The sequence below is a fragment of the Desulfovibrio sp. 7SRBS1 genome, from assembly GCF_049723905.1.
GTDB lineage: Bacteria > Desulfobacterota > Desulfovibrionia > Desulfovibrionales > Desulfovibrionaceae.
Genome location: NZ_JBJKFD010000001.1, coordinates 1,187,191 through 1,212,309 on the forward strand (window position 1 = coordinate 1,187,191; position 25,119 = coordinate 1,212,309).

Annotated in this window: 20 protein-coding genes; 9 read left to right on the plus strand and 11 right to left on the minus strand. The window is 53.9% G+C overall.

All coding sequences use genetic code 11. The features are described 5' to 3' along the window. Window positions 1-40: 40 nt before the first annotated feature. The gene (locus ACI0FJ_RS05725; protein WP_424300210.1) at window positions 41-985 is read right to left on the minus strand and encodes a hypothetical protein; all 945 of its coding nucleotides are present in this window, start codon (window positions 983-985) and stop codon (window positions 41-43) included. After that, the gene (locus ACI0FJ_RS05730) at window positions 900-2,615 is read right to left on the minus strand and encodes a tetratricopeptide repeat protein (protein ID WP_424300213.1); all 1,716 of its coding nucleotides are present in this window, start codon (window positions 2,613-2,615) and stop codon (window positions 900-902) included. Before ACI0FJ_RS05730 ends, ACI0FJ_RS05725 begins: the two co-directional genes overlap by 86 nt. Between ACI0FJ_RS05730 and ACI0FJ_RS05735 the strand changes: the two genes are divergently transcribed. Continuing rightward, window positions 2,614-2,922, plus strand: a complete 309-nt coding sequence (locus ACI0FJ_RS05735) for a hypothetical protein (protein ID WP_424300216.1) — start codon at window positions 2,614-2,616, stop codon at window positions 2,920-2,922. The genes ACI0FJ_RS05730 and ACI0FJ_RS05735 overlap by 2 nt on opposite strands. 591 nt (window positions 2,923-3,513) lie before the next feature. Here the strand turns inward: ACI0FJ_RS05735 and ACI0FJ_RS05740 are convergent. Next, window positions 3,514-4,524, minus strand: a complete 1,011-nt coding sequence (locus tag ACI0FJ_RS05740; protein WP_424300219.1) for a sigma-54 interaction domain-containing protein — start codon at window positions 4,522-4,524, stop codon at window positions 3,514-3,516. A gap of 239 nt (window positions 4,525-4,763) precedes the next feature. Here ACI0FJ_RS05740 and ACI0FJ_RS05745 point away from each other — a divergent pair, with 239 nt between their 5' ends. Next, window positions 4,764-5,795: an OmpA family protein gene (locus ACI0FJ_RS05745; RefSeq protein WP_424300222.1), complete on the plus strand. Its 1,032-nt coding sequence runs from the start codon at window positions 4,764-4,766 to the stop codon at window positions 5,793-5,795. A 360-nt stretch (window positions 5,796-6,155) separates the two neighbouring features. Here the strand turns inward: ACI0FJ_RS05745 and ACI0FJ_RS05750 are convergent, their stop codons facing one another. From ACI0FJ_RS05750 to rfbA, 3 genes are all read right to left on the minus strand, one after another. Continuing rightward, entirely contained in the window at window positions 6,156-6,542 is a 387-nt protein-coding gene (locus tag ACI0FJ_RS05750) for a pancreas/duodenum homeobox protein 1 (protein WP_424300225.1), read from the minus strand. A 383-nt stretch (window positions 6,543-6,925) separates the two neighbouring features. Continuing rightward, window positions 6,926-7,480: a dTDP-4-dehydrorhamnose 3,5-epimerase gene (rfbC, locus tag ACI0FJ_RS05755; RefSeq protein WP_424300228.1), complete on the minus strand. Its 555-nt coding sequence runs from the start codon at window positions 7,478-7,480 to the stop codon at window positions 6,926-6,928. Then, window positions 7,470-8,375 carry a glucose-1-phosphate thymidylyltransferase RfbA gene (rfbA, locus tag ACI0FJ_RS05760; protein ID WP_424300231.1) on the minus strand — a complete coding sequence of 302 codons (906 nt, stop codon included), beginning with the start codon at window positions 8,373-8,375 and terminating at the stop codon, window positions 7,470-7,472. Before rfbA ends, rfbC begins: the two co-directional genes overlap by 11 nt. 171 nt (window positions 8,376-8,546) lie before the next feature. Here rfbA and ACI0FJ_RS05765 point away from each other — a divergent pair, with 171 nt between their 5' ends. The 5 genes from ACI0FJ_RS05765 (at window position 8,547) to ACI0FJ_RS05785 (ending at window position 16,177) form a co-directional block, all read left to right on the plus strand. Next, the gene (locus ACI0FJ_RS05765; protein ID WP_424300234.1) at window positions 8,547-9,530 is read left to right on the plus strand and encodes a helix-turn-helix domain-containing protein; all 984 of its coding nucleotides are present in this window, start codon (window positions 8,547-8,549) and stop codon (window positions 9,528-9,530) included. A 166-nt stretch (window positions 9,531-9,696) separates the two neighbouring features. Then, the gene (locus ACI0FJ_RS05770; protein WP_424300237.1) at window positions 9,697-11,787 is read left to right on the plus strand and encodes a TonB-dependent receptor; all 2,091 of its coding nucleotides are present in this window, start codon (window positions 9,697-9,699) and stop codon (window positions 11,785-11,787) included. A 102-nt stretch (window positions 11,788-11,889) separates the two neighbouring features. Beyond that, window positions 11,890-12,129: a FeoA family protein gene (locus ACI0FJ_RS05775; protein ID WP_424300240.1), complete on the plus strand. Its 240-nt coding sequence runs from the start codon at window positions 11,890-11,892 to the stop codon at window positions 12,127-12,129. Then, a complete protein-coding gene (gene feoB / locus ACI0FJ_RS05780; RefSeq protein WP_424300243.1) occupies window positions 12,126-14,165 on the plus strand; it encodes a ferrous iron transport protein B in 2,040 nt (679 codons plus the stop codon). The genes ACI0FJ_RS05775 and feoB overlap by 4 nt, the downstream gene beginning before the upstream one ends. Window positions 14,166-14,503: 338 nt before the next feature. After that, the gene (locus ACI0FJ_RS05785; RefSeq protein ID WP_424300246.1) at window positions 14,504-16,177 is read left to right on the plus strand and encodes an ArnT family glycosyltransferase; all 1,674 of its coding nucleotides are present in this window, start codon (window positions 14,504-14,506) and stop codon (window positions 16,175-16,177) included. A 42-nt stretch (window positions 16,178-16,219) separates the two neighbouring features. Here the strand turns inward: ACI0FJ_RS05785 and ACI0FJ_RS05790 are convergent, their stop codons facing one another. The 4 genes from ACI0FJ_RS05790 to ACI0FJ_RS05805 form a co-directional block, all read right to left on the minus strand. Beyond that, window positions 16,220-18,100: a cache domain-containing protein gene (locus ACI0FJ_RS05790; protein ID WP_424300249.1), complete on the minus strand. Its 1,881-nt coding sequence runs from the start codon at window positions 18,098-18,100 to the stop codon at window positions 16,220-16,222. A gap of 175 nt (window positions 18,101-18,275) precedes the next feature. Beyond that, entirely contained in the window at window positions 18,276-20,879 is a 2,604-nt protein-coding gene (gene clpB, locus ACI0FJ_RS05795) for an ATP-dependent chaperone ClpB (protein ID WP_424300252.1), read from the minus strand. 36 nt (window positions 20,880-20,915) lie between these two features. Next, on the minus strand, window positions 20,916-21,221 hold the full coding sequence (locus tag ACI0FJ_RS05800) for a chaperone modulator CbpM (protein WP_424300255.1): 306 nt from the start codon (window positions 21,219-21,221) through the stop codon (window positions 20,916-20,918). A 12-nt stretch (window positions 21,222-21,233) separates the two neighbouring features. Then, window positions 21,234-22,238 carry a DnaJ C-terminal domain-containing protein gene (locus tag ACI0FJ_RS05805; RefSeq protein ID WP_424300258.1) on the minus strand — a complete coding sequence of 335 codons (1,005 nt, stop codon included), beginning with the start codon at window positions 22,236-22,238 and terminating at the stop codon, window positions 21,234-21,236. Window positions 22,239-22,345: 107 nt separating this feature from the next. Between ACI0FJ_RS05805 and ACI0FJ_RS05810 the strand changes: the two genes are divergently transcribed. Continuing rightward, on the plus strand, window positions 22,346-23,461 hold the full coding sequence (locus tag ACI0FJ_RS05810; protein ID WP_424300261.1) for a polysaccharide deacetylase family protein: 1,116 nt from the start codon (window positions 22,346-22,348) through the stop codon (window positions 23,459-23,461). A gap of 65 nt (window positions 23,462-23,526) precedes the next feature. Beyond that, entirely contained in the window at window positions 23,527-24,009 is a 483-nt protein-coding gene (locus ACI0FJ_RS05815) for a C-GCAxxG-C-C family protein (RefSeq protein ID WP_424300264.1), read from the plus strand. 71 nt (window positions 24,010-24,080) lie between these two features. Here ACI0FJ_RS05815 and pdxA read toward each other — a convergent pair whose 3' ends face one another. Next, window positions 24,081-25,085 carry a 4-hydroxythreonine-4-phosphate dehydrogenase PdxA gene (gene pdxA / locus ACI0FJ_RS05820; protein WP_424300267.1) on the minus strand — a complete coding sequence of 335 codons (1,005 nt, stop codon included), beginning with the start codon at window positions 25,083-25,085 and terminating at the stop codon, window positions 24,081-24,083. Between the last annotated feature and the right edge of the window lie 34 nt (window positions 25,086-25,119).

Consider the following 25,119-nt stretch of genomic DNA (forward strand, 5'->3'; position numbering starts at 1 on the left):
AGGGCAAGGGAACTCGAGAGGAAAGGCAGTTCTCCCCCGGTTATGGGGTCGCACTGCTGAACTGACGGGCCTGATCCTCCAAACGCTGCGATTCAAGATCGGACTGGGCGGAACGGGCGGCCAAAGAAGCCGGCTTTTCCTTGATGAGATTTTCCAAGACCTTGCGCCAAGTGACGTCGTCGCCAATTTTCTTGTAAATGCCAGCCAGACGGTACTGGAACGCGGGCCAGTCCGGTGCGCTTTTCTTGATAAGGGAGTTGTACTCCATGGCCCACTGCAGGGTATCCGTCAGACGTCCCGAGTACTCGGTGGCGTCCATGAGCATGACCAGCAGATCCTTGACCTTCTGGTTGTCCTCACCCGAAGCCAGGAACAGAGCCAAACCTTCCTGGGCGAAAACATACTGTTTCTGCAGCTGGCCCTCTTCTCCGGCAAAACGAGCCATGTAATACAGAGCGTAGGCACGTTTGACCGGATCGCTTTTATACTCTGCGGCAAGCTTGGCCCACAGGTTGCGACTTTTGTCCATCTCACCGAGATTTACCAGGGCCAGGGCCTGGGCGTAATCGACTTCGAACCGCAACTTTTCAGGCAGCTCCCATTTGGAGATATTGTTGCCCAAGTCGACAATCTCGCTCCAGCCATCACGGTCCAGATAAATATTCAAGGCCATTTCCACAGCCATTTCGGAAAGCCTGCCCTGCTTGTCGCCCTGCAGAAACGGCTTGGCCATGGCCAGGGCCTGCTCCGGAGCATCGCGCTTCCAATAGCTCAAGGCCACTGCCATGCGGGAGTCCGGAGTCAGCCTGTCCAGATGCTCTGCCAAGTAGGGATGTTCTTCCCAGGTTTTGATGATGCGAGGATAATTTTCCTCGGCCACGGCCTGGGCCGTGCTTTTTTCAAAAGCAGCCAACCCCACGTCCTGGGCTCTCTTGGCAAGCGAACTCTTGGGATAGAGTTTGAAGAAGTCCCCGGCCGCGTCCATGGCCTTTTCCTGCTGGTTGTTGAACATATATATACCACATGGCCAACTTCAACTGCGCCAGGGGCGCCAAGGCACTTTTGGGAAATTTCTTTACAATCTTGGTATAAATTTCCACCGGACGGACGTTGTAAGGCCGGTCGAATACCGTGAACATCTGATTCATATCCGGATCGTCGTAGATGCCCTCTTCCGCCAGGCGCATGTTGGACACCAGCCCACCCTGCGAATCCGGATAATTCTTCGCAGTAAACGAATAGACGTCCTTGGCAGCCTCCGGCTTTTTCTCCCGCAGATAGATATCTCCGATACGGGCCAGGATGATATCCATGTCCGGTGCGTCCGGAGTCAGGTTATAGAAGGTCCAGTAGTCGCTTTTGGCTTTATCGAATTTATCCAGCTTGTTGGCAATGTTTCCTGACAAACGCAAAAATTCTGGGGATTCCACGTAATAACGGGGCCAGCGTTTATCAATGTAGTCCACAATCTGGTAGGCCTGCTGCTCAAAGCCGAGATGATCCAAGGAGTTCGCAAGTCCCAAAGACGCTTCACGAACCACCTTGCTGTCCGGGTAGGTCTGTACAAGATACTGGAAGCGGTCGGCCGCCTTGCGGTAATCGCCTTTATCGAAGTTGTATTGGCCCCAATAGTATTCAATATAGGGAATATTATCGTCGTCCGGATACTTTTTCTTGAGAATATTGAAGTATGCCCCTGCCTCCGGGATATTGCCGACCTTCATGTTGATCAGCCCCAGATTGAGGAGACCTTCGGGCACCCGCATAGACTTTGGATTGAAGTTTATAGCGCGGTCGAAGGCTCCTGTCACTTCGTTGTAATGGGTGGACAGGTCGTCCTTGTACAGCTGAAATTTTGCGGATGCCAGGGTGTACAGCGTTTCCTCACGCATATTCTCGGGAAAATCTTTATCCTTGAGCAACGGTTCCAAAAGATCCACGGCCTGCTTGTAGTTGTCGGCCATGATCAGAGAATTCGCCTGGTCCAGATCGGTCTCGATTTCAATGCGTCGCACGGTGGCATTGTCCATGGGCGGGGCCGCCTGGTCCTCGGCTGGAACAGTCCCCGTATCCGAGGTGGCGTTCTCCATGGCGATATCCACGGCCTCGGCTTCTTTCCCCGCCTCGGCTTCCGACGTGATATCCTGCCCAAGTTCCCCACCTGTGGAAACGTCCTTGCGAATATCGGCGGATGTTTCCGCAACGTCGCTTCCGGCGGTGGAAGCAAAATCGCCCACTCCATGTTCCGCATCGGCCAACATCTGCTTGAGCGTCTTTTTGACAGCCTTCATGCGTAGAGAAGGTCCCGGAGGTTGGCGCGGCACCTCTGATGAAGATGTGCCCGCCAGTGACGGAGTTTTCTGCGGCACAACGTCGGCAGGCTGCTCCACCTCTTTTTGCATGTCCGCCATTTCCACGGCATTGGAAACTTTGCCCGCTGCCGAAGAACTTTCAGCCGGCGCAGGCTCTTCAGCGGAAACAGGTTGCTCCACAGGCTGCGTTATCTGGGGCGCGGTCTGGGGCGCGGTCTGCGGACCGGGCGGGCTCTGGGGAACAACACTGGTGGTGAAGGATTCGGCCTTGCTCGGGCCGTTCTTCTGAATGGGTGCGCGCATGGCATACGGCACACTAAAAAAAGGTTTGCGTCCATCCGCGCTTACAGGTTCAGGCGCTGAAGCTTGCGTACTGGAAGTCTCAGGCTGTTCAGATTTGGTTTCAGCTTCGGGCGTCTGTACGGCAGTTGGCGCCTTTGCCACTTTGGCAGTTCCCTTTGCAGGCGCAGAAGAAACAGACAAAGAGGGTGTAGGGGGTTTTGCAGATGCAGATGTGCGCGTTGATTGCGGCTTTGGGGCCGATTTCGGTTTGGACGAAGTTGCCCGCCGTTCTCCTCGTGGTTTCCAACGTGCACCGATAGGATCTTGAAATACCTGCATTATCAGACTGTTTTCCTGTGGAGGAAGCTTGATAAAGCCGAACGCACTGTCGGCCATATTCAATTCCAGCCCGTTATTGGTAGGACGAATGGAGCGGATGAGGCGGGAATTGGGAAATGTCTGTGCGTCGGGTCTGTTTTCCTGTTTCCACGGGTTCGCACCCAACGAAACCAACACCCGGTTTGTCCCGGTGCGCTGCACACGTGGAGCCGCCAGCTGGGAGTCCCAGGAAAGGCTCAAGGTTTCCGTACTGTCCGAGACGCTCAGCTCATAACTCAGCGCCCACCCCTGAGAAGGAAGGGCAATGAACGCCAGAAGCGCGGCAAGAAGCCAGCAAATGCTGGTGCGTGATATTTTTCTCACGAAAGCTGTTATGCAATTACCATGCAAAAACGACCTATTTCCTTTATCTCACCTCGGGACAGAGCCCCAAACGTATTCAAAGGCGGAAAAGATACTCTTGTGAACGCCTTTAGAACACTTATCGGCCTTCCCCAAGGCAGCCCCGCTACTGCACATGGCGCAAACAAAAAATTTATGGGCATCCGAGGGGATACCGCCGCAAGCTTTTGCGGGCCAACTACATATCTATTTTTTTCTTCTTCAGTTTTTCAATCAGTGTAGTCCGCTTGATGCCCAGAATTTCAGCAGCCTGGTTTTTTACTCCGCTGGACATGTCCAACGCCTGACGCAAAAGACGTTCCTCCACAGCTTCCAAAAATTCCTTCAAGGGCATGTCGTGCTCTTTCAAATGCTCTATGGTCGGCCAGCAGAACCCCGCTTCCACCGCCACAGGCTCGGGGCTGGGTTTTTCCTCCCCCATATCACGCCATATCTTTTCCGGAAGGTCTTCTGCCACAATCTCATCGCTTTCGCATAGAATGGACAGGCGTTCCATGAAGTTTTCAAGTTCCCGCACATTGCCGGGCCAGCTGTAGCGCATGAGCATGTCGCGAGCTTGCTCGGAAAGATTCAGTCCTTGCCTGTCCTTATCCGTACAAAACCTTCCGAGAAAATGGCTGGCAAGCGAAAGAATATCCCGCCCTCTTTCACGCAGTGGAGGCAGGTGCATGGGGATGACATTGAGACGATAAAAAAGGTCTTCGCGGAATCTTCCGGCTTCGACTTCCTTTTCCAGATCGCGGTTGGTGGCAGCGACAACCCTGACATCGGCTTGTAGCGTTTTGGTTCCGCCAACGCGTTCAAACTCCCGCTCCTGCAGGACACGCAAAATTTTGACCTGAAGACTTAAATCCATCTCGCCGATTTCATCAAGAAAGACGGTTCCGCCTTGCGCCAATTCAAAACGCCCTGGGCGGGAACGAACTGCATGGGTAAAAGCGCCTTTTTCGTGTCCAAAAAGCTCGGATTCCAAAAGCTCTTTAGGGATTGCGCCGCAGTTTATAGGTACAAACGGATGTTGTGCTCGTTTACTATTACGATGCAGAGCCCGGACAAGCAGCTCCTTGCCCGTACCGGACTCGCCAGTAACAAGGACTGTGGAGTCTGTGGGTGCCACCTTTTGCAGGACTTTGAAGACATCCTGCAGAGCACGGCTCTCTCCTATAATACCATCCAATTTCAGGCTCATGTTTACTCCATTGGCTGGCTCGCATTAGTCTACCACAATGCAATGCCTGAAATTGTGGTGTCAATTCTATGACGCAAAGTCAATTAAAAAATGGAAAAAATAACAAATAATCAAGCTCCTTCCCTTTCTTGAAGATATTTGCCAAGAAAAACATGGATTTCATATTCCCGCTACGGTAGGTTTTACGTATAAATGTTACGTCCCACGACGGTATTCAGGCAAAATCAAGGAGTCTTCCCATGAAACGATTGATGCTCCCATTAGTGGCAGTTGCAATGCTTTGCATGGTCGCAACCGCCTATGCGCAAAGCTATCAAAAAAAAGCAGACAACTTCGTCATCCTTTTCGATTCCTCCGGCTCCATGAGCAAGGAATACTATGACACCGGCAAGAAAAAAGCCGTCATAGCCAAAGAAATTCTGGAAGCCATGAACCAGCACATTCCCGATTTGGGATACCGCTGTGCCCTTTACGGCTTTACCCCCTGGAAACAATTCTACGGTCCGGAACAATACGACCGCGATCAGTTTGCGCAGGCCATCAACGCTCTGCCCATCGATCCCAACATCGTATTCGGCTATCCGACTCCCATGGGGAAAGCCATGGTGGAGCTTGGCCCCGTACTGGACCAGCTTGAAGGACGCACGCTCGTGTACCTTTTTTCCGACGGACTCAATACCGACGACCTCAACGTCATCAAAAAAGCCGAAACCCTGACCAAAAAACACGACGTCTGCTTCATCATCGTCAGCATGGCGACCACTGATGAGGGGCAGGCAACTTTGAACGCTATTCGCGACCTTACCGAATGCTCACACATCATCGGTTTTGACGAAGCAGTAAGAAGCCCCGAGCTTTTCCTGTCTTCGATGTACGAGGAGACAGCGCCCGAGGTCGTCATAGTGCAAAAGAAGGTCGTCAAGTTGCTGCCGCCGCCTCCTGCCGTCGAAACCATCTGGTTCGGGCTTGATTCCACTAAACTCGACGCCTACTCCCGCTCCGTCTGCGACAAATTCGCTGCAGACCTGATCAACAATCCTGAAAGCAAGCTCGGCATCGCCGGATTCGCCAGCTCCGAAGCTTCAGATGAGTACAATATCAATCTGTCCAAGAAGCGTGCAGAAACCGTGCGCGACTACTTTGTACAGAACGGCATTTCCGCCGACCGTATAGAACTCAAGTGGTTCGGCGAAAAGTCACCTGCAGTTTCCAACGAAACCAAGGCTGGACGCCGTCTCAACCGCCGAGTCGAAATGGTTGTCATCCCGTAGACCGAAAAGCAAAGGGGAGAAATCCAGTAACGGATTTCTCCCCTTTTATATTTACTCGGCAATGAAGGCCGCACTTCGCTCTCTGCCTCCTCGGTTCCCCCCCCCCAAAAAAAAAACGCTACAAACCAGCCGCTTGCACCTGCCGACTCCTGTTGCAGTCAGGCTCTTTTCATACATGCAAATAAAAACCCGCCCCTGATTCCCATTACGGAAAAAAAGACGGGCAATTCCAGTGCGACAGTTATTGATGAGAGCGGAAGCGGGCCGAAATGGCTGCGGTCCAATCGAAACAATACCTATAAGTTACGGCATAACTCTGTATTTTCCGCCAGTTAAGATTTCATCCAGAACGTAACGACGCTAGGCAATGGTAAGCATCAAGGGGATAACGTGCAGTTTTGAAGAAACCTGGACAGTGCGCCCAAGACTCCATTGCAGGCTCTCCGGAGCAAGGCCAGCCTCGGATTCGACAGCACGAGCCACACCCTTTACATCAATAATAGGGTGGCGTTCAAAAACCTGGGGTAACCCGGTCGTCAGGTTGCATGCAAGGCACTTCCCAGGACGCTGCTTCAGCTGAAAATCAAAACGCAGCACAGAGTCCTCATTGCCTGCAAACTCCAGGGATATATCGTACGCTCCTTCTTCGGCGTCGCCAAACAATGCCTCAAAAAAACGATCAGCTCTATCTGAAGGAAAAATTTCCTCACACTTGTCATGGGAAAAAATCTCAGTGTAGTCGGTCATTCTGCTTCCCCTCCCGGCATATTCTGGGATCTTTACAGTGTACATACCCGCTGGCATCGTTTGCTATCACATGTGCACGGGAAAAGTCCCATCTTTACCTGCGTTATAGAGCACTGTCTGCAGGGCGCCGTGCCCCAAACGTTATAGTTTCAACCATATCATTTTTTATATGGTGGGATTTTCCGCGTTTCGAGTTCAATGTCAAGTCCGGGGAAATACCGGTATCCACTGGACACAGCACGAAAAAGGTCCCAAGCGCATCCCGAAATCACTGGTCAAACAAAAACCGCCCCTCGGATGAAGGACGGTTAATAAAATATCATGAGCGTGTGCACATTCTGAATATATTGTCCCGAACTGGCCGAACCTAAATTCGGGCTAACTTAGTAGACAGGAAGCTTTTCCTTCGGAATATCTTTCAGCAAAGGAGCCTTCTTGTCCTTTTCCGAAAGCAGAAGCCCTTCCTTGAGGGGCCAGTCGATGTCCACATCGGGGTCGTCCCAACGAAATCCGGCGTCATTCTCCGGCATGTAGTATTCCGTACATTTGTAAACGAAATCCGCGTCGTCGGAGAGTACCACGAACCCATGGGCAAATCCCGGCGGGACCCACAGTTGGCAATGGTCAATATCGTCGAGCACATGGCCGGTCCACTGGCCGAATGAAGGTGAGCCGTAGCGGATATCCACGGCAACATCGAAGACCTTGCCCCGTGTTACCCGGACCAGCTTGCCCATAAGACCAGGGTTTTGAAAGTGCACTCCACGCAGAATCCCCCTGCGCGACCGGGAATGGTTGTCCTGAACAAAGGGCAATGTGATGCCCGCATCCTTCAGAACACTTTCCCGGTACGTTTCCAGAAAAAAACCCCTGGTGTCGCCAAACACCTTGGGTTTGAACAGCAAAACTCCATCGAGGGTCGTTTCCTTAATATCCATATTCCTTCATGCCTGGTTTGGTAATGAGATCGAGGAGATACTGGCCGTAGCCTGTTTTGGCCAACGGTTCTGCGAGCTTGCGGACCTGATCTGCAGAAATATACCCCATCTTGTAGGCTATCTCTTCAAGACAGGCTATTTTGAGTCCCTGACGCAATTCTACAGTCTGCACAAAATTTCCAGCTGCCAAAAGCGAATCATGCGTTCCCGTGTCCAACCAAGCGACCCCACGCCCAAGCAGTTCAACGCGCAGGGTTCCGCGTTCAAGGTAGGCCTTGTTCACATCGGTAATCTCCAGTTCACCGCGTGGCGAAGGCTTAAGCGACTGAGCTATGGAAACAACCTCCGGTGAGTAAAAATAAAGTCCGGTCACCGCAAAATTGGATTTTGGATTTTCCGGCTTTTCCTCGATATCGATCACCTTGTGGTCATCGTCAAAGGCAACCACGCCATACCGTTTTGCATCCCGCACATGATACCCGAAGATACTCGCACCGTCTCCGGTGTTCTTTATGGCGCTCTGCAGCGTGTCCGACAGCATGTTGCCAAAGAAAATGTTGTCCCCGAGGATCAGGCAGACCGACGAATCACCTATGAATTCCTTGCCGATGATAAAGGCCTGGGCAATGCCTTCCGGCTTTGCCTGCTCCTGATAGGTGATGTTCAGCCCCAGCTCGCTTCCGTCACCAAGCAACTGCTCGAAACGGGGCAGGTCCTGAGGCGTGGATATGAGCATAATATCCCGAATCCCGGCCATCATAAGAACGGACAGGGGGTAATATATCATGGGCTTGTCGTATATGGGCATGAGCTGCTTGCTCGTGGCCCGTGTAACCGGGAACAAACGGGTTCCCGACCCACCGGCAAGTATGATGCCTTTCCATTTTTCTGCCACTAACAATCCTCCTTCAGGTCGTCAGGCTATGTAATTCCATGCTTTAGTCCGCACGGTATATGCCCAATGCAGCAACACCAGAGAGTGCATCTATTTACAGTTGTTTTCAAGAAAAACGAACCACGACATGGATATCTTGACTTTGATTATCATTATCTATAGCTACTTTACATGCAAAACACATTGCCCAATGCATGCCCACAACATACATCCATCCGTAAAAATATAACTTTCCCAGAGAGTTCTGCCCCGGAAATCACCAGAATTATTCCCGGGGTTTCTCTCACCGTCATTAACTTCACCCCCCAAAAACCAGAAGTTATCACTTTCAACAAAACAGCGGCCCCCCTGGACTTTGGTTATGTTCTTGACGGTAATGCAGAAGTAAACATGCACCCCCCTTACGCTAGGCCGGATCGAACAGAACGTAGGGCAACCATTGGCACCTGTTTCATCACCACTTTCCCTGAGGTTACGGCGGAAATGCGTTTTCCCGCCGGGGACCATGTTTGCATGGCAGGAATAGAGGTGGACCACACGCTGCTTTACGACGAAATCGTCTCAGAAAATTCGGATCTTCCAGAACCTTTTATCCGGGCGATCCGAAATCCAGAAAAGAATTCATTTTGGACACGGGGCACAACTACGCCACAAGAAACTATAACTTTACGCCAAATACTCTCATGCACATTACACGGGCCAGGCCGGGGTCTCTATCTACAGGCGAAATGCCTGGAGCTCATTGCTCTGCGAGTGAACAGCCTGGCTCATTCGCAATCGCGTCCTGTTCCCCGCCTATGCAAAGAGGATATCGACCGTATCAATCTCGCGGCCCAAATCCTTGAAGCAAATCTGGACACTCCTCCAGGGCTGGACTCATTGGCTATACAGATCGGCATGAGCGTGACCAAACTTAAACGCGGGTTCAAACAGGTCTATGGTTGTACAGTGTACGGACATCTCCGCAATTCCCGCATGGAAACCGCCCGCAGGCTTTTAGACGACGGGCAGGCCAATATCAGTCAGACGGCATGGCGCATCGGGTACACCAATGTTGGCCATTTCAGCGTGGCCTTCCGCAAATATTTCGGACTTAAGCCCACGGATTACCTGCGTCATAGCCCATCGGGGCGGCTCCATTCCAACTGCAAATAGCCACACTATCTTCCTCCATTTTCCCAGTATAAAAACAAATCTCTCTTCCCAAACGCAATCCACACCCCGGTCCGCCCTTCTGTGAGCACAATTATGTCCTCTCCGAGCAACATTCATTCTTCCAACTGACTATTACCAAGCCAGACCTAATTTTTTTGGAGGAACCATGTTCGCTACACAAAGTCCACTGCCACGCTTAATGATAATGATCACCGCAATCATTATCTTTTCATTCGCCCCACAATACTCCCTGGCTGAAGAAACCGCCCCGCCCCCGAAAACGTCGGAGAAATCCATCCGCCTGGCTCCGGTTACTGTCTCTGCAAACAAAGTCAAAGAAGACGCCCAGAAAACCCCTGTCAGCATGACGGTTTTTGAAGCTGGAACCATTGACGACCTGCCCAACTCCGATTCCATCGAGGGACTGACCCAACTCGTTCCCAACGTCGGTTTTCAAAGCATCGGCTCGCACTACAACGAATTCAACTACCGCGGCATCGGCGGCGTGACCACCATGTCCAAGACCTGGAACATCTCGGTGGATGGCCTTACCCTTCCGTATGTAGGTCTGGACACGCTCTTTGATACGGAACGCATAGAATTTCTGCGTGGCGGGCAAGGGGCTCTTTATGGACGCAACACTCCTGGCGGTATGATCAATCTCGTAACCAAAGACCCCACGCCCCAGCTGGAAAGCGAACTGCAGGCTTCCTATGGCTCCTTCAACACCATGAAATATTTTGGAGAAGTCAGCGGCCCCATAACGGATAAAACCGAATCCCGCCTGGCGTTGCAATATGCGCACACGGATGGATTCATCGACAACACCTTTCTGGATAACGACCGTGCGGACGAAGACGAACAGTTCACTGGCCGTTTCAAGATAATACACAGGCCTAGCGACGACACCACCATCAAACTCTCCTTGTTTGGCGACACGTACAACGGAAAGAACGGTGGCTGGGTTAACGTTGCCGGAGGCCCAACCCTAGACAGTACAAGCAATGACCTCGGCAAGGATGACGGCTACCTGGGCTCTCTCAATATGCAGGTGGAACACACCTTCGATTTTGCAACATTGACATCCATCACAGGCTACTCCCGTTCAAACTACTCCATCGTCAACGACATGGATGCCACTTCAGCCAACATATTTCTTCTCGACTACAAAGACGATTTCTCCACACTGACGGAAGAAATCCGGTTGGCATCTCCAGACCAGGATGCTCGCTTCCGCTGGCTTGCGGGCCTCTTCTTCCTTTATGAGAATACGGATTACGACACCGACATGTTGTACAATATCCCCACGGCTTTCGGCATCTACTCCTCCGAGGGACACAGCAAATCCACAATAAACACAACTTCCGGTGCTATTTTCGGCCGCGCATCATACGACATTCTTCCCCGCCTGACCGCAACGGCCGGACTGCGTGTGGATGTGGAACAACGGACATTCGATTGGGACGACCAAATCAACACCAACAACAGCCTGGAAAAAACCAAAACCTGGACCCCCGTGCTGCCCAACGCCTCGCTGACGTACGAAGTGGTGGATAACCACCGCATTTATGCTTCGGTTTCACGCGGATACCGCTCCGGCGACTTCACTGCCAACGAGATCGACTACGCCACGCTTGAGGAAGGATATGTAGTCAACCCTGAATATACCTGGACTTACGAACTGGGCTACAAATCCACACTCTTCGATAACAGGGTGCGGTTCAATGCAGCGGTCTTCCACATCGACTGGACCGACATGCAGGTGGCAACCGTCTCAAACGGTCTGCAAATTAGACAGAACGCCGGCGAAGCCCATAGCGACGGATTTGAGGCAAATCTCAACTGGCTGGTGTTGGAAGGGTTGGAGCTTTTTGCCCAAGGCGGTTTTCTCAACGCCGAGTTTGACGAGTATGAAAACAATGCCAACGCCGAAGGCAAACACATCCCCAATAGCAACGAATTCTCCATCGGGGCCGGAGTTATCTATTCCCACGCTTCAGGACTCTTTGCCTCGTTCGACGCAACCCGCCTCGGGACCAAGTATCTGGACAGCGAAAACGAGATCAAACAAGCCCCCTACACCATGCTCAATGCCAAGGTGGGATACAAAGCCGAAGATTGGTCCTTGTCGCTCTACGGACGCAACCTCGGCGACGAACGATACATCGTCAGGGCATTCGAAGCCATGCCGGGAATGCGCCCGGGGTACATGGGCGCTCCCATGAACTTCGGGGTGGAGGTTTCCGCATACTTTTAAAGGCAAAACGCACAACGCGTTTTGCTCCCCAGACATTATCCGCCCGGGAAAGGTGCGCAACCTTTCCCGTATTTTCCAAACCTGACGAGAAAGGAGGTCCCCATGATTGGACCCTGTCTCCCATTGACCGATCTGCAGGCCTGCCGGGTCGGCTACATTCGCGAATTCAACCTCACCGAAAGCCATATGCGGCGCATCGCCCCCATGGGGCTGAGCAAAGGTTGCCTGGTGCGGATAGTCAGAAATTCCGGCCGCCGCGCGCTGATCATCAAAGCCATGCATACCTATCTGGCCATCTCCCGGACCGTGGCCCAGAACATATTGATCGAGGTTGCCCCATGACCACTTCCATACCACGCACAACAATGACTATTGCCCTGGCCGGGCAGCCCAACACCGGAAAATCCACCATCTTCAACGCTCTGACCGGACTCAACCAAGCCGTGGGCAATTGGGCAGGAAAAACCGTGGAACGCAAAACCGGACTGCTCCACATAAACGGCTGCGTCCACAACATAGTTGATCTTCCTGGCACGTACAGTTTGAGTGCAAACTCCGGCGAAGAAGTCATTGCTCGAGATTTCATTCTGACGCAACACCCCGACCTTGTCGTGGTTGTTGTCAACGCTGCCAGCCTCAAACGCACGCTCTATTATGCTTCGGAAATAGATGGGCTGGGCCGTCCCTGCATTATCGCCCTGAACATGATGGATGTAGCCGAAGACGAAGGCGTGCGGGTGGACCCGGTTTCCCTGGCGGAAGAACTGGGCATTCCCGTCGTGCCCCTGGTCGCTACCCGCGGGGAGGGGATGCAGTCGCTGAAGAGGGCCATAGAATCCTTTCAGGCCAGCCCTGCCACTTCTCGTACCAAGGACCTTTCCTCCCCTTTCCCTTGGCTTTCCGAAGAATTGCAACAAAAACAAGCCCGAATAATGACCATGCTGGAAACCCGGCAAACGGATAGTTCCCACCCACTGCCTCGGCTGCCCGTGCGCTGGCTTTCCATAAAACTCATGGAGAGAGATGAAGAAGTCCTTTCCAGGCTCCACCAGGAATCACCCCAGCTTTGGCCCAGCCTGCATGAGCAGTGTGGCACATCAAAGGAAGTACTCCAGGCCGTAGTGGAACAACGCTACGCCTGGATCGACGAGTGCACCCAAAAAGCCCTAACCACAGTAGTTTTGGATCACGATTCGCTGACCGACCGCATCGACAGATGGGCAACCCACCCGGTGTGGGGAGTCTGCATAATGGGGCTGGTCATGGTCCTTTCCGTGGTCCTCGGCATGCTTATCGGATTTCCCCTCCCCCTCTTGCTCATGAAAGGCATGTTCGCCCTGGAAGAATTGGCCGGTCAACTGCAACCGGCCGGTTTTCCCTGGTTGGCCGGACTGTTGCAGGGGACCATCCGGGGCGTGGGTTCGGTGGCAAGCATCCTGCCTTTTCTAATGGTCTTTTGTGGTGTGTTCGCCTTTTTGGAAGACGTTGGATATATGGCGCGCATTGCCTATCTTATGGACCGCTTCATGGCCCGAATAGGTTTGGGAGGAAAGGCATTCATCCCGCTCCTTTTCGCCCTGCCCTGCAATATCACAGGTGCCCTGGCGAGCCGTATTGCAGACTCGGAGCAGCATCGTCTCAAAACCATCTACCTCCTTCCCTTAGTGCCGTGCAGCGCCAAAATCGCAGTTCTGGCTTCCCTTGCGGTATGGCTTTTCAGTCCCCGAGCCGCGGCTGGTGTTATCATCGCCCTGCTGGCCATGAACGCTTTGTTCATCGGAATCGTCAGTCTGTTTTTGGGAAAATTCGTATTCCGCAGCAGTCAGGAATCAACGGAACTCATTTTGGAACTGCCTCACTACCACCGACCCAATTGGAAAAACATAGGGCGTCATGTCTGGAGTAAAGGCAGCGCTTTCCTGCGCAAGGCCTCCACAGTCATCCTGGGGTTCAGCATCATAATCTGGTTTGTCTCCTATTTCCCCACCGGAGAAATCAATACCAGCCTGCTGGGCCGTCTGGGCATAAGCCTCGAACCGCTTTCCAAGCTCATGGGGCTGGACTGGCGGATGTTCACCTCGCTACTGGCCTCAATGCTCAACAAAGAATCCGCCCTGGCAACCATGGCCATCATCTTCAACACGTCCCAAAGTTCGCTGCCGGAAGTGTTACGTGCATTTCTGTCTCCGGCTTCGGCCATCTCCTTTATGGTGGCACAAAGCCTGTTCATTCCATGCGTGGCCACCTTGGGAGTGCTGCACAGCGAAGTACGTTCCATACGTATGATTCTAGGTATAGTGCTCTACACGACACTCCTGCCCATGGGCATGGGTATTCTGATCTATCAGCTACTGCGTCTTGTTCCCGGGCTGGGATAAGCGGAACCGGAAACTCGCAGGCTCGTCGGCCAAGTCCGCCAGAACACAACACGAAGTCCACACGCAAAAGTGCCAGCCCGGTAGGGCGGGCACCAGATTGATTCCAAAGTTCAATCTGGCAGGCTGCTCAAAAAGGTACGAGAGCAAGGCGTAAAAAAAACTCAAGACCAACGCGTATTTTCAGATACGCGAGGGTTTGAGTTTTTTGAAACAACGACTCTATCGTGCCTTTGTCAGCAGCCTGATGCTCGCCCGGTAGGGCGGGCACTTATCTTTTCCCCTGCCTGTAACATATATGCTGTTTGCCCTTGGGCCAGCTTGCGAGTATAAGCGGCGGCATGACATACGACAATCCACGAATCCCCAAGATATTGGATACACTGGGGCGCTTTTGCACGCGCCATCCCCTGATGGTTCTGACCATTGTCCTGCTGGCTCAATGCGTCTTTACGCTCGATGCCCGCGCCTTGTGGTTTTCCGACGAGGTCCGTTACGCCAACGCCTTTGAAAACCTCCTGAACGGCCATTGGTTGGTACTCCACCTCAACGGACAGATGTACCCGGACAAACCGCCCGTATACTTTTGGTTCATGTGGCTTGTTTCCAAGCTCGGCGGTGGCGCTACGCCTGTTACTTTTTTTGCCTCGTCTGCACTGTCCGCGTTGCTCTACCTGTTCGCCACCCATTTTATGTGCCGCAGGATTGCGAACGAAGACAATACCACCAGCCTGATAACCGGCCTGTTCTTCCTTACCAGCCTGTATTTCATAGGGCTGGGGCAGTACCTGCGCATGGACCTGCTGTTCGGTGTTTTCATCCTGGCCAGCCAGTTCTTTTTTTATTTTGGTGTCAACAACGAACAAAACAACGCATACAACGTGCTCGCCTTTGTTTTGGCGGGTGTCGCCACTCTGACCAAGGGCCCCTTGGGCGCCGTCTTTCCCCTGCTGGGAGTCATCGTATTCCTGGCCTGGAAAGGCGACCTGCGCCGGTTGTTCCGCAAGGACATGCTGCTCGGGTTGGTGCTCATGCTGCTCATGCTCGGCGCATGGGTTGGCGGTGCTTACATGATTGAGGGCAAAGCCTACATAGACAACATTTTTTACAAGCAGATCTACCGCAGGGCGGTCAACACCTGGCACCATGAAGAGCCGTTCTATTACTACCTCACGGCCCTTCCCCTGGTCTGCCTGCCCTGGACCTTCATTGTCGTGCTGCTGCCCTTCCGACGCCTTGGCAAAGCCGCGTTCTGGAAGGACCTGTGGGAACGCCGCCGGGCCGCCCAGGGAACAACCTATCTTTGGGTTCTGTTCCTTACCGGATTTTGCATGCTCAGCTTACTGAGCGGCAAAGTCGCCATCTATCTCCTGCCTGTTCTTGCCCCTCTGGCCATTCTCGGAGCAAAAGGACTGCGTCGTGCAGCAGAGCTGCACCATGGCAGGCTGCCCTGGATGTGGATCTGCGTGGCCTTATTCTGTTTTATCATGGTGCTTGCCGCACCCTTCTTTGAAATCTTCTGCCCCTGGCCCGTCACTGTGGCCGGACTGGGCTTCGTGACTCTTATAATGGGTGCCACTGGCGCCGCCGTGCTGGCTGTGCGCCGCATGGGCATAGGTCCGGCTCTGGCGGTTTTCGTTCTGGGCATCACCCTGGTGCTCCAGCCGCTCAAGCTCATGACCCTGCCGAGCATCAACGCCGGCATGAGCCCCAAAGCCATGGCCATGGTCATACGCGATTACGTATCCCATGGATTTTCCCCGGCAGCCTACGACATCTATTCCGGTATTTTCACCTACTACGCAGGCCGGGATATTCTGGAGTCCGACTACTTTGAAGATATGGCCAAAAACTTTGCCGAACATCCGGGCAAAGGCATTGCCGTTTTCAAGGAGAAGGATTGGAAACGATGGGATAAAAAGCCGGAAGGTTTGAAAGTGGTCTTTCGTCAATGGATTGTGGACAGGCCGTACGTGCTCGTCTCCAATGAGGCGTCAGCCACGCCAAAGGATTGATCGACAAATTACCTTGCACGGATAGGTTCGGCGAGGGGAGCGTTATTCCTTATTTTCCAAGGAAAACGATACCTTTACGGTAAACCCCTCGTCGTCATAGTACCAGTCCACCCCGCCGCCGAGCTGGGCTGCCAGATTAACGACAAGCTGCAGCCCCAGTCCTCCGATTTCGTTGATATCCTTTTCACGGGGCATTCCCTGGCCATTATCACTCACGCTGATAGTGACGCTCTGCCCCACGCGCTTAAGCGCTACCTCCACCCGCCCCTGCTGCTTTTCCTTGGAAAAGCCGTGCTTGAAGACGTTGGTCAGCAGTTCGTTGAGAATGAGCCCGCAAGGAACCGCCTTGTGCAGGGGTAAATCCACCGAACCGCCCTCTATCTCCAGCTCAATGTCTTTCCCAACCCCCATGGAACGCCGCAGCCCTTCCCACAAGTTCTTGATATAAAGGTTGATGTCTATGCTGCCCAGATTGTTCGACTGATACAACTGCTCATGAACATGAGACATGGACATCACCCGTTGGCTGCTGTCCCGTAGAACCTGAAGGGCAGTAGGGTCGGTAATATTGCCGCTTTGCAGATGCAGAAGGCTGGACACAACTTGCAGATTATTTTTTACCCGGTGGTGAATTTCCTTGAGCAGGGTGTCCTTTTCGGCCAGTGATCTTATGAGTTCCTTCTCGGCCTCGTTTACCCTTTCAACCATACTGTTGAGTGCCTCTCCCATGTCCCGGAACTCTTGATACTGCAATGGAAATGTGTCCAAAGGCTGAATTGGCTGCTGATCTTTTCGCAAAAAATTGTTGAAAGTGTCGAAATCTCTTTTCAGGCTGTTTGAAAAACGGCGAAGTCCCCACACCAAAACGAAAATGACCAGCCCAACCAAAAGGATATAAGTTCCCAGCTTGATGTAAAGCATATTCAACGCGTCGCGTTCAGTCTCACTGGCAAGTTTCCGGACCGAAAACGGATGAATCCCCGCACCGACAAACCAGTTCCAGCCGTCCACCCCTTCCACATAGCTGACCTTGTACGTCTTGTCTGGGCCGGGCACATTCGACATGTAATAGGAAACAAAACCGCCGCCCTTTTGAGCAGCGGCAATCATCTGCCGCACAACGTAGCGGCCTTCACGGTCCTGTATATCCAGAATGGAGCGCCCCTTGTATGGTCCCAGCAGGGTAACGCCCTCGTAATTTCCGGCAAAAATATACCCACCGTCACCATAGGTGATGCTCGCCAAATGCTCTAACACCTGGCGCTTGATTTTCCTTTCTGCATCATCAAGGTACTCGCCGGAACCTATTGTCCAGTCGAAAGGAGCAAAGTACCTGACATAGGAAAGTTTACGAAAATTTTCACCAGGGAACTTGGGCTTGGGCCAAAGATATTCAAGATAGCCTTCTTTGCGCTCCGATGCCAAATCGATAAGTTCGCGCACAATATACCGGCCCTCGGCATTAACCGTCCCGGCATCCGTGCTGCCTTCAAGAGAGGGATTGGTGCCGTGCAGCTCCACATGTCCGTCCATCGAAAAAGCAAAATAGTAGCCACGCCCTCCCGAAAAACGAATCGGACGCAATGCCTCCACGGCTATATGCTTTATTTCGGCAATACTTTTTGTGTTTTTGTATTTGGAATAGATGTTCCAGAGAATGTTGCTGGCTTCAATCACATGATGGCGCAGCTCACTTTTCAGGTTGTCCATGGCCCGGGCCTTTTGAAGCTCCACATAGCTGACCGCCCCCTTGGCCTCCGCACGAACCCAGTGCTTGTTTGCCGTTATCAGACTTCCCTGAACATTTTGAACATTGATCGAGAACTGACGATAATCCATGTACACGACAAGAAGGAACATCAACACAAAGGATATGCTGATCAGGCAGACCAACCGGATTAACAACTGCTTGGAAATGGTCATGGACTTCATCCGCTGCAAAATATTGGATTATTTCTCTTGGATTTAATTACATGTTATTGCCTTCTTGTAAAAGAGGAATTCTTTTCCACGCTGCTCCAATAAAAAAGACCGCCCGCGGATACCCAACAGACGGTCTTTCATCACACGTTTATGAACTGGTGACAGGCCGGTTCACCTACCTCTGCTTTTCAAAAGCCAGCTCACCGTCCTTCAGGGCTACAGTGACGTTATCGCCATCTTCAAGCGCACCGCCGATAATTTGCCGTGCCAGCGGTGTTTCCACATACGCCTGCAGGTAACGGCGTAGCGGACGCGCTCCATAGACCGGATCGTAAGCCGTTCTGGCGATAAAGTCCTTGGCCTCGTCGGTCATTTCCAGGCCTATCTTGCGCTCGGTCAGACGGTTGCGCAGTCCGGCAAGCTGCAGGTCCACGATCTTCTTGAGCTGTTCGGGCAGCAAGGGCCGGAAGAGCACGGTTTCGTCCACCCGGTTGAGGAACTCTGGACGGAAATGCGCACGCAGGTCGGCCATGACCTTTTCCCGCACACCATCTGCAAACTTCCCTTCGGGAGTGATGCCTTCGAGCATATGCATGGAGCCTATGTTTGAAGTCATGATGATGATCGTGTTCTTGAAGTCCACGGTTCTGCCCTTGGAATCCGTCAGCCGACCATCGTCCAGAATCTGCAACAGCGTGTTGAACACGTCCGGGTGCGCCTTCTCGATTTCGTCAAAAAGCACCACGCTGTAGGGCTTGCGCCGAACGGCCTCGGTAAGCTGGCCGCCCTCGTCGTACCCCACATATCCGGGAGGCGCCCCGATAAGCCGGGCCACGGTGTGCTTTTCCATATATTCGCTCATGTCCAGACGGACCATGTTTTCTTCCGAGTCGAACATGGCCTGGGCCAGTGTTTTGCACAGTTCGGTCTTGCCCACACCAGTGGGGCCGAGGAAGATGAACGATCCAATGGGCCGTGCCGGATCTTTCAGCCCGGCTCTGGCACGCAATACCGCATCCGAAACCGCCACGACAGCCTCGTCCTGGCCGACGACACGTTCGTGCAGTACATCGCCAAGGCGCAGAAGCTTTTCGCGCTCGCCTTCCACCAGCCTGGACACCGGGATATGCGTCCAGCGGGCGATGATTTCGGCAATGTCCTCGGGACGGACCTCCTCCTTGAGGAGTCGCTTGCCCGAGGCCTTCTCCTGATTTTCAAAGGCCGCCTGCCGTTTTTCAAGCTCATGCAGGGTGGAATAACGAAGCTCGGCAGCCTTGTTGTAGTCCAGGGCACGTTCCGCTTCTTCGATCTGCAATTTGACGCGCTCAATGTCTTCCTTGAGCCGCCGCTCGTTTTCTATGGCGCCCTTTTCCTTGTCCCACTGGTTCAGAAGCACGGCCTGCTCATTCTTGAGGTCGGCCAGTTCCTTTTCCAGCTTCTCAAGGCGTTCCCCGGAAGCGTCATCGGTTTCCTTGCGCAGTGCCTCGCGTTCGATCTCCAGCTGCAGAACCTTCCGGTTGATGCCGTCCAACTCCGTAGGCATGGAATCAATATCGGTACGGATCATGGCCGCGGCTTCGTCGATGAGGTCGATGGCCTTGTCCGGCAACTGTCTGTCCGAGATATAGCGGTGCGACAGCACGGCAGCTTCCACCAATGCGCCGTCGGCGATACGTACGCCGTGGTGCACCTCGAAACGCTGCTTGAGCCCGCGCAGAATGGAGATGGTATCCTCCACGCTGGGCTGGTCCACCATGACCGGCTGGAAACGCCGTTCCAAGGCCGGGTCCTTTTCAATATTCTTGCGGTACTCGTCGATGGTCGTGGCGCCAATGCAGTGCAGCTCACCGCGGGCCAGCATGGGCTTGAGCAGATTGCCCGCGTCCATGGCCCCTTCGGCCTTGCCCGCACCAACGATGGTGTGGATTTCATCAATGAACAGCAGAATCCGTCCGTTGGACTGCTGCACGTCCTTGAGCACCGCCTTCAGGCGTTCCTCGAACTCGCCCCGATACTTGGCGCCGGCAATCAGTGCGCCCATATCCAGGGAAAAGACGGTCTTGTCCTTGAGCCCTTCCGGCACGTCCTGTTTGAGGATACGCTGGGCAAGCCCTTCCACGATGGCCGTCTTGCCAACGCCTGCCTCGCCGATGAGCACCGGGTTGTTTTTGGTCCGACGCGACAGAATGCGCACACAACGACGAATTTCAGAGTCACGACCGATAACCGGGTCCAGACGGCCCTTGCGTGCTTCATCCACCAGGTCGCGGCCATACTTTTTGAGTGCGTCGTAGGTTTCCTCGGGATTTGCCGAGGTAACGCGCTGCGATCCGCGAACTTCCGTAAGCACGGAAAGAATCTTGTCCTTATCCAGATGGAATTGACGGTTGACCTTGCCCACCCCCGTGGACGCAGGCTCTTCGCACAACACCAGGAAGATATGCTCCACGCTGGTGTATTCGTCGGTCATCTTCTTGGCCATTTTCTCAGACTTTACCAACACCTCCTGCAAACGGGGGGTGACGTATATCTGACCGGGAGCCGATCCGGGACCGGAGACCTTGGGCAGTTTGCCGATTTCGGCCTCCACGGCCTTGGCATAGCTGGCCGGATCGAATCCCGCCTTGTCCAACAGGCTGGGTACAAGCCCCTTTTCCTGCTCCACCAGGGCAAGGAGCAAATGCTCCGCGTCTATTTGCTGGTTGCCGAAGCGCACCGAGAGATTCTGGGCTTCGCTGACGGCTTCCTGTGATTTTTGAGTGAATTTGTTCAAATCCATATAGGGCCTCCTTGAAAAATCGTCGTGGAAATCGGCTCAGCGCCTGCTGAGCTCCTCCACCTGCTGTTCCAAACGTTCAATACGCTCCAGCAAGTCCACTATGATGCTTCCGCCTACCGTGGTCACTTCCAGATCTGCACAGATGCGGTTGAGCTTCTTCATGCGATACACGTCTTCCAGACGAAAAAGATATTCTTGCTCATTGGTCTTGGCCGGTTCTATCCAGCCGATTTCCAAAATCTCCATAACCTTGGTCCGTCCCATACCGGTGATTTCCATCATCTGGTTCCAGGACAGCATTTTGGAACGGGTGGGCAGTGTTTCACCGCGCTTTACGAACATGGCAGCACCTCCTTAGAACGACCTGGGATTGAAACCGGTGGCATCGGCCAGCTTTGCCCACAACTCTTTGACCTCATCGGTCTCGGCCTTGGGCACTTTGACCATCATCCGGATGAACAGGTCGCCCTGCTTGGCTCCGCTGCCCAGTCCCTTGCCGCGCAAACGCAGCTTCTGCCCGCTGCACATGCCCGCAGGCACCTTCAGGTCCACCATGCCGTCCAAAGTGGGGACCCGAACCGTGGCTCCGGTTGCCGCTTCCCAGGGGGCCAGCGGCAGATCCACCACAATGTTGGCGTCCTCCAGCTTGAAGCGGTTGTGCGGCAGGATGTTCACCTTGAGGTACAGATCCCCTGTCGAACCGCCGCCGAATCCGGGCGATCCCTGATTGGCAAGCCGAATGCGCTGTCCCGGCTTGATTCCCTTGGGAATGTTCACGCTCAGGGTTTTGGCGCCCCCCCCGGCCTCGCTCAGGCTCAGGGACTTGGTTCCGCCCCGGTAGGCCTCTTCCAGAGTAAGGTCGAGCTTGGCTTCCACATCCTGCCCACGGCTCTGGCCGCCACCGGTAAACCCGGTACCACCAGCAAAACCCGCACGGCCGAACATGTCCTCGAAGCCACCTCCGGAAGCACGTCCCTGACGTCCCCCGGCGGCTCCGGCACCGCCGAAAATAAATTCGAAAAAGTCGCTGAATCCACCGGCACCTGCACCGCCTCCAAATCCGCCGCCAGCGGAATTGAAGTTGAAATGCATGTTTTCATATCCTGGAGGCGGTTGAAAATCCTGCCCGGCCTGCCAGTTGTGGCCCAACGCATCGTACTTCTTCCTTTTTTCCGGGTCCTTAAGAACCTCGTACGCTTCGTTGGCCTCTTTAAATTTCGCTTCGGCCGTGTCGTCACCAGGGTTGAGGTCGGGGTGGTACTTCCTGGCCAACTTCTTGAAAGCCTTGGAGATTTCCTCCTGAGACGCTTTACGGTCAACGTCCAAGAGTTCGTAGTAGTCCTTGTATTTAACACTCATATGTTCTAGCACTCCCCATCACGGCTATGTATTCTACTGTTGCACTTACACAGGTGCGAACTGTAGATAATTAATTCGCATTCACCACTTGTCAACAATCTGACGCTATGAAAACATCAAGTATCCCCATTCCGATGTACCATTATATATCCGCATGGGAAAATCCCATTTCGGTGCATCCCGATATTTTCGAAGAACACCTGCGGACCTTTACACACAAAGGATACCGAGGCATAGGCCTGGACGACGCTTTGGCCTATCTGCGCGATGGTATTACTCCACCTGGGCTCAAAAGCAATGAACGCCCTTTGCTCATTACCTTTGACGACGGTTTTCTGGACAACTACGTCCACGCCTGGCCCCTGCTGAAAAAACACGGGCACAAAGCCATCATCTTTGCGGTAACCGGACTTATCGAATTCGGCGAGCCCCGCCCGACAATGGAAGACGTCTGGAACGGGACCATTTCCCGCGACGACATACCACGAGTGGATACTCCCATATACAAGGACTCCCTGGGGTACGACTGCCGCAAAGACAACTTCATGAACTGGAAGGAAATCCGGCTCATGGAAGAGTCGGGCATTATCGACGTGCAGGCGCACTCCCACCTGCACGCCTCGGTCTTTGTTTCCAACAATTACGATGGATTCTATGCGCCGGGCGTACGCAGCAGGACGTTCGACCGTATTCTGGGCGAAATTCCCTGGGGCATGCCGCGCTTTGAGGAAGGTCCCGCCCTCCAGAACAGGGCGTTCATCCCTTCCGACGAATTTATTGAACTCCTCCGCAACGAACTGCCTGAGGACAAGGCCGCATGCGATGCCTACTTCCGAGACCCGGACAAGGTCTTGCAGCTGGAAAAGGCCATGCACTCCATGCCCATTGCCAAATGGGGCCGTACCGAGGAAGCTGACGAATTCCGCAAGCGCATCCGCGAGGAGTTGACCCTCTGTCGCGACACCCTAGCCCAAAACACAGGCCGTGTTCCCGTAGCCATGTGCTGGCCGTGGGGCAAATATTCTGCAGATGCCCACAGGATAGGCAGAGAACTTGGTTTCCAACTTTTTTTCGCCACATCCATGGGAGCAAATCCCCCTGGAAGCACACAGCACATTCACAGATTCAAAGCCAGAGCGCGCTCTGCCTCCTGGATGGCCCAACGGCTGGCAATCTACTCACGGGCATGGCTGGCAAACCTGTACGCCAAGGTAAGAATTTAAACCAACCCTGCGGAAGGCCGCCACAATCGAGCGTCCACCCTCATACCTGACGAACGGGAGAATACGTGACGTCACAGTCATCTTTTAAAGAAAATACCATCGACCTTACGGAATGTATCGAGCAAGCCGTGGCTTTCGGCCAGGCTGGCTATACCTGTGCAGAATCCGTGGCATCGGCATTTGCCCCCGTACTTGGAATGGCTACGCAGGACGCCCGCCGCGTGGTCAGCGGACTGGCCGGAGGCATGGGCGGACATGGCGCAACCTGCGGCACGGTTACGGCCGCAATCTGCATGCTGGGATGGTACTTTGGCCCCAAAACGCAGGAAGACGTTCTGGGTAGGCAAAAAGTGCTGGGGCTGACCGGTGAGTTCATGGCCCGTTATGCAGAACGCTACGGAACCACTACATGCCGCGAACTTTGCACAGCTGGCGACCCGGGCACTCCGGAAGGCGGACAAGCCATCCGAGCCAGTGGCATGCCGCTGAAATTCATCCGCAGCGCTGCCGAAATTCTTGCGGAACTGCTCCGGGAAAACAAAGCCTGAAACACCGCCACAAGCTACCGGCGTGGCAGCTATTGCCCGTCATGCCCTTTGTAGGAACTTCAGCAGGCAAATCAGCAACCTGAAAGTGAGGCGACGGCCAGTTCCAAGGCTGCACGCAATCCGCCAGTATCGGCCTTGCCCGTCCCAACAAGATCATATCCCGTGCCATGGTCGGGTGATGTCCGCACAAACGGCAAGCCCAGCGTAACGTTCACAGCCTCGCCGAAATGCAGCAGCTTGAGCGGTCCCAAGCCCTGGTCGTGATACATGGCCAGCACCGCGCCGAACTCGCCGCGCACGACCCGCCCGAAAACAGTATCCGCCGGAAACGGCCCTTCCACAGCAAGACCTTCTTCACGCAGCTTGGCAACGGCAGGCCCGATGACGCGGACTTCCTCGTCGCCTATCAGCCCTTCTTCACCGGCATGAGGATTGAGGCCGCATACGGCCAGAGGTTTGTCCCCTTTGCCAGTGCGCGCCAGGAATTCGCGTATAAGCCGGGCGCAGAGCATGACCCGCTCCTGCGAGATAAGCCCTGCCACATCACGCAGCGGAGGATGTGTCGTAACAAGTCCAACGGAAAGCTTTGGCGCGTGGAAGTACATGCAGATGGCATCCTGGGCCAGCCCCGAACGCTGAGCCAGAAATTCGGTATGTCCGGGAAAGGCGAACCCCGCCTTGTTCAGCATGGCCTTGTTGAGCGGACAGGTCACCAACGCCCCGCTTTTGCGGGACAGAATGATGCCCACGGCGGTTTCAAGCGAGGCTCCCGCCGCCAGCCCGCCAACTTTGGTTGCCTGACCGGGTGTGAATTCCAGGTCGTTCAGACCGGCCGGTACAAGAAGAGAGATTCCCTGTTCCGGCAGTTCCCCATCCACGTCTGAACAGGTCAAAGGCGTCCAGAATGGTTCTATATTTTGGACATCACACCAATGAGCCAGAGGCTCACGAGGCCCGACCAGAATAACGGGACGATCGGCCACGGTCTTGAGCACACCGGAACGGGCCAGCATGCAGACCAGTTCCGGCCCCAGGCCGTTGGGATCTCCCAAAGTGATAAGCAGTGGTTGTTTCATGGTTGCAGTCTACGCCTGCGGTGCACCACGATCA